Consider the following 5,855-nt stretch of genomic DNA (forward strand, 5'->3'; position numbering starts at 1 on the left):
ATATGGGGCACCCTGATCGCCTACAACATGATTCGCCTGGAGATTGCCAAGGCAGCATTGGTGGTCAAATGTGAACCCACGCAAGTAAGCTTCATCCGCGCCTTTCATTTGATCCAGTTCGAGCTTCACTGGGCCGCCGTCACCAGGTCCTACGGCAAGCTGCCCGCTTCGATGAAGCATCTCCGTGAAAGGCTCGTTAGCCTTCTCAATGACGAACGGCCCGATCGAAAATTCGACCGGGCCGTTAAGGCAAAACCACAGCGCTATGCTACTCGCGTTCTACGAAAACCTGCTTAACTGAACGGCATTACCACAGGGCACCCCATTTATATTGAGTAGCAGATACAGCTAGCCCGGCTTGGGCGGACAAAACGGACGCCGCGCCGTCAGCGATAACAAGCAAATCAAAACCAATCCGCTCGCCGTCGACGCAGGCGAACCCATGCGTTCCCTCAGTCTCAACCTGCCCGACTTGCGCGCCGAAACGGATAGTTACTCCTGCCAAGAGTGCCGCATTTAACAATAGATGCGCTAAGGCAGAGCGGCTGACTGCTCTGGCTTCATGCGAACGATAAGGAATGTCCACCAGGGTCCAGCTGCGGTGATTCTTGCCTAACAGCCGCTCAATTGGAAGGCTGCCGGCTGCGAACTCGGGTCCGACTCCCAGCGCTAAGAGGGCCGCGACGCCTTGGGGTTGAATCAGTAAACCGGCACCCAACATCGCGAGGCCGGGATGCTTCTCAAACACCTGAACATTGTGACCCAAGCGGGCAAATGCGATGGCGGTCGCCAAGCCGGCGGTTCCTGCGCCGACGATGCCTATGCTGAGTTTTCTGGACGAATGCATTAGTTTTTTGGTTTCTGGTTCTGACGCCGTTTCGCACTCGCCTGAGGTTGCCCGCTTTTGGCCTGTAACTGCAACGACACATTAGCATCGAGCACTGGCCGACTATTTGAGGCTATCCCCGAAGTTGTTGTCGTGACTTGAATCTTATTATATAGTCAGCAACATTGTAGAGTGGAAATTTTTGTACGCGTGTTCTTCTCGTATTTTTTCGAGGGGAAAAATTTCGCGGCAATCAGAAATTTGATTTTTGAATTCTCGCCACTTGAATTTTGTGCACGCCCGAATAGGAAGAATATGGATCTTGTCATGTCTTACGTCTTGGCGCATGGTCGCGTCGCCAGAGCTACTTGGTTTTACCGGCTCATCGGGCTTATTCTAGTCTGTACTGCTTTCGGCATGCTCGGTAAGTATGTGGCAGGCGAGACTGGCGCGACACTATTCGCAGCCTTATTTGTATGGTGCTCATGTGCTATTTCGACACAGCGGCTGCATGACATCGGTAAATCTGGTTGGTCACTACTTTTCTTTCTCATTCCCGTGTTCGGTCCAATCTGGCTCTTTGTACAGCTCACCAGTAAAGGAGCTGAGGGTTCCAACCGTTATGGCAAGGACCCTCTTTCGCGTCAAGGGTATTTAACCGTCAATATTGCTCACTAACACCTATGCCCTCTGTCAATGACGTCACGCATCTCAATTCGACCGAAGTATTTGCCATCGCGACACCGCAAAGTACTGAGGAGGTTCAGGCAGCTTTGAGGAACACGAGTCTGCCGATATCTATCGGCGGCGGACACTTCAGTATGGGAGGTCACACAGCGAGCCCGGGCAGCTTGCATCTTGACCTGCGTAGATTGAATAGGGTTCTTCATTTTGACCCTACAGCAAAGTCAATCCGTGTTCAGGCAGGAATTCGTTGGTGCGACATCCAGAAATTTATCGACCCTCACGGTCTGGCGGTCAAAATTATGCAGACGTACGCCAATTTTACCGTCGGCGGCGCTCTTTCCGTCAATGCGCATGGACGCTATATGGGGTTGGGGCCAGTAGTACTGTCTGTGCGCTCCATTTTACTTGTCTTGGCGAACGCCGAGGTCATCGAAGCATCGCCATCGAACAACATCGAGCTATTCCAGGCTGCGATAGGCGGTTACGGCGGCATCGGCGTTATTACCGAAGTAGAGTTGGATTTAGTTTCGAATAACCGTGTTGAACGGCATTGGCGCAAGTTAGCTACCGAGGCTTACCCGAACTGGTTTGATGCGAACGTCCGGGGTCGGTCCAAGGCTGTATTTCACAATGCCGACTTGTATCCACCGCACTACACGCGCGCTCGCGCTGTCACCTGGTTTGAGACTGATAAGCCGGCGACTACCGCCGCGCGGTTGCAACCTCTGCGCCGTCTATATCCGCTCGAAAAATATTTTTTATGGGCGGTGACCGAAACACCGTTTGGCAAGTTACGTCGTGAATATCTGATTGACCCGCTTCTTTACCTGAAGTCAAAAGTTCATTGGCGTAACTACGAGGCGGGTTACGATGTGGCGGAGCTCGAACCCATAGACCGCGAGCGGCGAACCTATGTATTGCAGGAATATTTTGTACCCGTTCAGCGTCTCGGTGAGTTCGTACCGAAAATGGCTGCCGTATTGCGCCGACACAAGGTCAATACCATCAACATCTCCATTCGTCATGCCTCGCATGACCCGCATACACTGCTAGCATGGGCGCGTGGAGAAACCTTCGCTTTGGTGCTTTATCACAAACAGCGCACTCGCCACAATGCACGAGAAAAAGTAGGAGTGTGGACACGCGAACTCATTGATGCGGTTCTTGCATGCGGTGGCACCTACTATTTGCCGTATCAACTGCATGCCACCCATGACCAATTTCATCGCGCCTATCCAAAAGCTAACGCTTTATTCCAATTGAAGCGGAAGCTAGACCCCGGTTACCGTCTGCGCGGAGCGTTTTGGGATAAATACTTTACGCCCGCTGGCACCGATGTAGATGCGACGCCGACAATGACCGATTCGCTATTTCACAAAGTCTACGGCGATACGCGGCAAGCTGACCACTTCTACACATTCTTGCAGAATATTTTTCATCTATTCCCGCAGGACCGCTTGCATGCGCTTATCAAGGAAGCCATCAAACTCCATCATGACGACGAATCGATTTATCGGACCATCCAGATGGAGCTGCCAGGTATTACGCCGCCGCTGTCGATGTTTACCTATGCACTACCTTCGTTAGCCATCCAGAAGAAGGAAATGGGACGCCAGTCAGCCACCCTACTCGATGGACAAAAGAGGTTAGATGGCTACGTAGAAATTGGTACGACTGGTCGCTACGTCCGCGCGATGAAGCGATATCTCAAGGTAACCGGTCCAGTTACGCTAGTTCACGATAGGTCAGCCGGGTTTTCGCCGGTCGATATCGTGGAGCGAGGACAACTGGCGCCAGTAGGCAACTTCGTTGCTCTCGACGACTATGCCCCGCTTTCGTTGCCATCGTCCACCGCTGATTTGGTCAGTTGCTTTGTGGGGCTGCATCATATGACCCCAGCAAAGGTAAAGCCTTTTCTTGATTCCATCGCGAGAATCGTCAGGCCTGGTGGCTTCTTTATCGTGCGTGACCATGACGTACGCGATGGCGCAATGGACGCGTTTGTGTCGCTGGCACACGTTGTATTTAATGCCGGCCTTGGTGAACCGTGGGCAGTGAATGCGGCAGAACTTCGTCATTTTGTTAGCGTGGATGAGTGGATTCAACGTATCGAGGCAGCGGGGTTCAAGCATACCGGCGCCAGACTGCTTCAGACCGGCGACCCTTCTGATAATGTACTCTTGGCGTTCCAACGGGTTGGGGCCGTCTAGTGTGAAGCGATACGTAATTTGCGCGTTCATCTTGTTGGCACTATGTACTTCTGCGTTTACCGCGGTTAGTTCAGAAAGCCCGATTCCAATCGAGGCACGTCGTGGCGTCGAGCAAACATTCTTAACTTTTCCAGAGTGGTTCCTGGTACACAGTCCGGCAGAATACGCGGCCTACGTCTCGCGAAACCCAGCACATGGATTTCCTTTTATTGGCCATGTTGGGCAGCTATGGTCCAGTTATGCGAGCGTGACGCGGGAGCAGCTTCGGGCTCACTACCCCGCCAACCTCGGATATCACGTCATGATTCTCGTGCTAGCGTCCAGCACGACGGTGGAGTATTCACTTCGATGGGCCTATGAGAATACGTTGGGCCGCTTGAGCTGGGCGACGTCATCAGGGCACCTGACAGCTGAAGACCGCTATGGTGCTGAAATTGCGCAAGACTATGTCAAATTTATTCGTCAAGAGCCTTGGTATTTGTATGACTTCAAGTCCAAGCTAACAGACCTATGGAGTAGGACACCCGCATGGGGACCTGACATGATTCGGAAATGGGAACGTCGCTATGCGTTGACCACCGAATATGCCATCAAGGCCACCTATGGTTGGCTTATTAAACAAGCTACGGGAGCGGCATACGAACCTGCATTAATGACTACCGAAGTCGAGGTGAACCATGCTCCGGCAACTATCTCACCCGGTTTGAATATTCGAATTCTGCACACCTTGCCGGATGGACGGGCCTTAATGAGCCTACCTCGCTATTTTGATTTCCGAATTGCAGTGACCGATTTAGCTGCGCAAGGGGTGTCGGTTGTCGATATCGCCGGTAATACTTCAGTCATTCTAGTTACGGCTTGGGCTCCAGAGGAGCGGGAAATAAATGCAAAAAATGCGCGAACACTATTCGAACATCCTATATTGACAAAACCCGGAATCAAGCGAGTTGGTGTTGTGATACCGGTGTCAGAGCTTTCGAGTTTCTTGCTGCATGCGCCGGACCAAGGTTTGATAATTGAGCACGTCTATGACTACTGAATGTATGTCCTCCTACATTCACGCATTGACACCACGAGCCAACGCAAACGGTAACTCAACGAAGGGTGGCGCTCGACGCATTGATGAACGGGTTCCTATGGACGTCTTGGGCCGGTCTCGACAGGCTCAGTTCGACCCAAAGCGGCTGGTCAGGCTTTTGGGAAGCGGACGCTCGACGTCTTGGTGAACGGCAGGCGAGGACAGATGGCTGATATGGCGACGCGTTTAATGTCCATCCGCTCGACTGATGGGATGGACTTCCCCCACTTTTGCACGACATCATTGTGCCAGCTCACCTCATGACTTATAGGCAATGACCTCAATCTCAATCTTGGTGTCGACCATGTTTTTTGCTTGTATTGTCGAGCGCGCCGGCCTCTTTCCAGGAAAGAACTCGCTGTAAACGCGATTGAATTCACCGAAATCGCGTGCGTCATCGAGCCAAACCGTGGTCTTCACCACATCCTCGAGCGTGCAACCGGCCAATGCAAGTGCGTGAGCGACATTTTTCATCGTCTGGCGCGTTTGAGCTTCGATTCCCCCAGCGATGAGGTCGCCGTTTTCATCCCTGGCTACTTGGCCGGACACAAACACAAAACCGCCGGCCTTCGTCGCCAGCGAGCGCGGCAGTGTTCGTGTACCTGCATTACTCTCTTCAAAGAACTCAATCGTCATTTTCGGTACCTTTCACGAAGAAGGACTCATCGACTCTGTGGGACCGGCATATTTACGCCCACTCGTAGTCTCGGTAGAACCAACCGTCTGGCCAAGATTTTCCCGCGTTGGCTGATAGTTTCCGCATGCAGTACTTTCGCAACCAATAACCTGATACTTAAAAATAGCGCGTATCTTGGAAACCGAAAGTGATGGTTCGGACACTGGAACCACTTTACGGTATTGGCTATGTTTCCGGTAGTGCAGGAAATTATCCTTTAATTTGATTTTTCATATTTCCGAATTGCAATGTCAGCTTTGGAGGTTATTCTCGAATGACAGCAGTTGGCCCAGAGTGTGTAAAAACGTAAAAATTCGTTGGCACAACCAATAACGTGTTCAACGACCGCCATCAAAGTCACCAGAGCGCTTTATTCTG

General features: G+C 51.9%; 5 protein-coding genes and 1 pseudogene. 4 read left to right on the plus strand and 2 right to left on the minus strand.

The features are described from left to right. Nucleotides 1–297 (plus strand): annotated as a pseudogene (locus tag BM029_RS25330) (DDE transposase); the annotation flags it as partial. 10 nt (nt 298–307) lie between these two features. Here the strand turns inward: BM029_RS25330 and BM029_RS25335 are convergent. Beyond that, complete coding sequence (locus tag BM029_RS25335; RefSeq protein ID WP_092440802.1) at nt 308–847, minus strand: FAD-dependent oxidoreductase; 540 nt, start codon at nt 845–847, stop codon at nt 308–310. A 171-nt stretch (nt 848–1,018) separates the two neighbouring features. Here BM029_RS25335 and BM029_RS25340 point away from each other — a divergent pair, with 171 nt between their 5' ends. The 3 genes from BM029_RS25340 (at nt 1,019) to BM029_RS25350 (ending at nt 4,762) form a co-directional block, all read left to right on the plus strand. Then, the gene (locus tag BM029_RS25340) at nt 1,019–1,504 is read left to right on the plus strand and encodes a DUF805 domain-containing protein (RefSeq protein ID WP_139217349.1); all 486 of its coding nucleotides are present in this window, start codon (nt 1,019–1,021) and stop codon (nt 1,502–1,504) included. Between the two features lie 5 nt (nt 1,505–1,509). Further along, complete coding sequence (locus tag BM029_RS25345; protein ID WP_092440806.1) at nt 1,510–3,723, plus strand: FAD-binding protein; 2,214 nt, start codon at nt 1,510–1,512, stop codon at nt 3,721–3,723. 301 nt (nt 3,724–4,024) lie between these two features. After that, a complete protein-coding gene (locus tag BM029_RS25350; RefSeq protein ID WP_244545220.1) occupies nt 4,025–4,762 on the plus strand; it encodes a hypothetical protein in 738 nt (245 codons plus the stop codon). Between the two features lie 297 nt (nt 4,763–5,059). Here the strand turns inward: BM029_RS25350 and BM029_RS25355 are convergent, their stop codons facing one another. Continuing rightward, nucleotides 5,060–5,437 carry a RidA family protein gene (locus tag BM029_RS25355; protein WP_092440807.1) on the minus strand — a complete coding sequence of 126 codons (378 nt, stop codon included), beginning with the start codon at nt 5,435–5,437 and terminating at the stop codon, nt 5,060–5,062. Between the last annotated feature and the right edge of the window lie 418 nt (nt 5,438–5,855).

This window comes from Collimonas sp. OK607 (assembly GCF_900111995.1).
GTDB lineage: Bacteria > Pseudomonadota > Gammaproteobacteria > Burkholderiales > Burkholderiaceae_D > Collimonas.

Excerpts from the sequence above, each read along its gene's own strand:
- BM029_RS25335 (WP_092440802.1), bottom strand. The coding sequence starts at position 847 with ATGCATTCGTCCAGAAAACTCAGCATAGGCATCGTCGGCGCAGGAACC.
- BM029_RS25345 (WP_092440806.1), top strand. The coding sequence starts at position 1,510 with ATGCCCTCTGTCAATGACGTCACGCATCTCAATTCGACCGAAGTATTT.
- BM029_RS25350 (WP_244545220.1), top strand. The coding sequence starts at position 4,025 with ATGATTCTCGTGCTAGCGTCCAGCACGACGGTGGAGTATTCACTTCGA.
- BM029_RS25355 (WP_092440807.1), bottom strand. The coding sequence starts at position 5,437 with ATGACGATTGAGTTCTTTGAAGAGAGTAATGCAGGTACACGAACACTG.